Genomic DNA, 323 nt, shown 5'->3' on the forward strand with positions numbered 1-323 from the left:
TATTTTTTTGCTTTCCCTTCCCCTACTCCATGAATATTTCCTAATTCTTCAATGGTTACCGGATATTTTAAGGCCATATCCTCTAAAGAAGGATCCTGAAATACCAAATATGGAGCAAGTCCTCTTTTCTTGGCAACATTCTTTCTAAGCTCCTTCAGTATCTTCACAAGGTTTTCATCTGTTCCTCCGGAACGGCCAGCAGAAACTATGCTGTCACTTCCTCCAACCTCATAGATATGATCTTCAGTCATCATAAAAGAGCCGGGCTGTTGCAGGAATTTTTCACCTTTTTTGGTCAGCTTCACAACTCCGTAGGTTTCGAT

1 protein-coding gene is annotated in these 323 nt (G+C 40.9%); it reads right to left on the reverse strand.

Going from position 1 to position 323, the window contains the following annotated elements; genetic code table 11:
- Positions 1-323 (reverse strand): HRDC domain-containing protein (locus HC176_RS18525; RefSeq protein WP_209309826.1); only part of this gene is annotated, 323 nt, incomplete at both ends.

Source organism: Tamlana crocina (assembly GCF_012037625.1).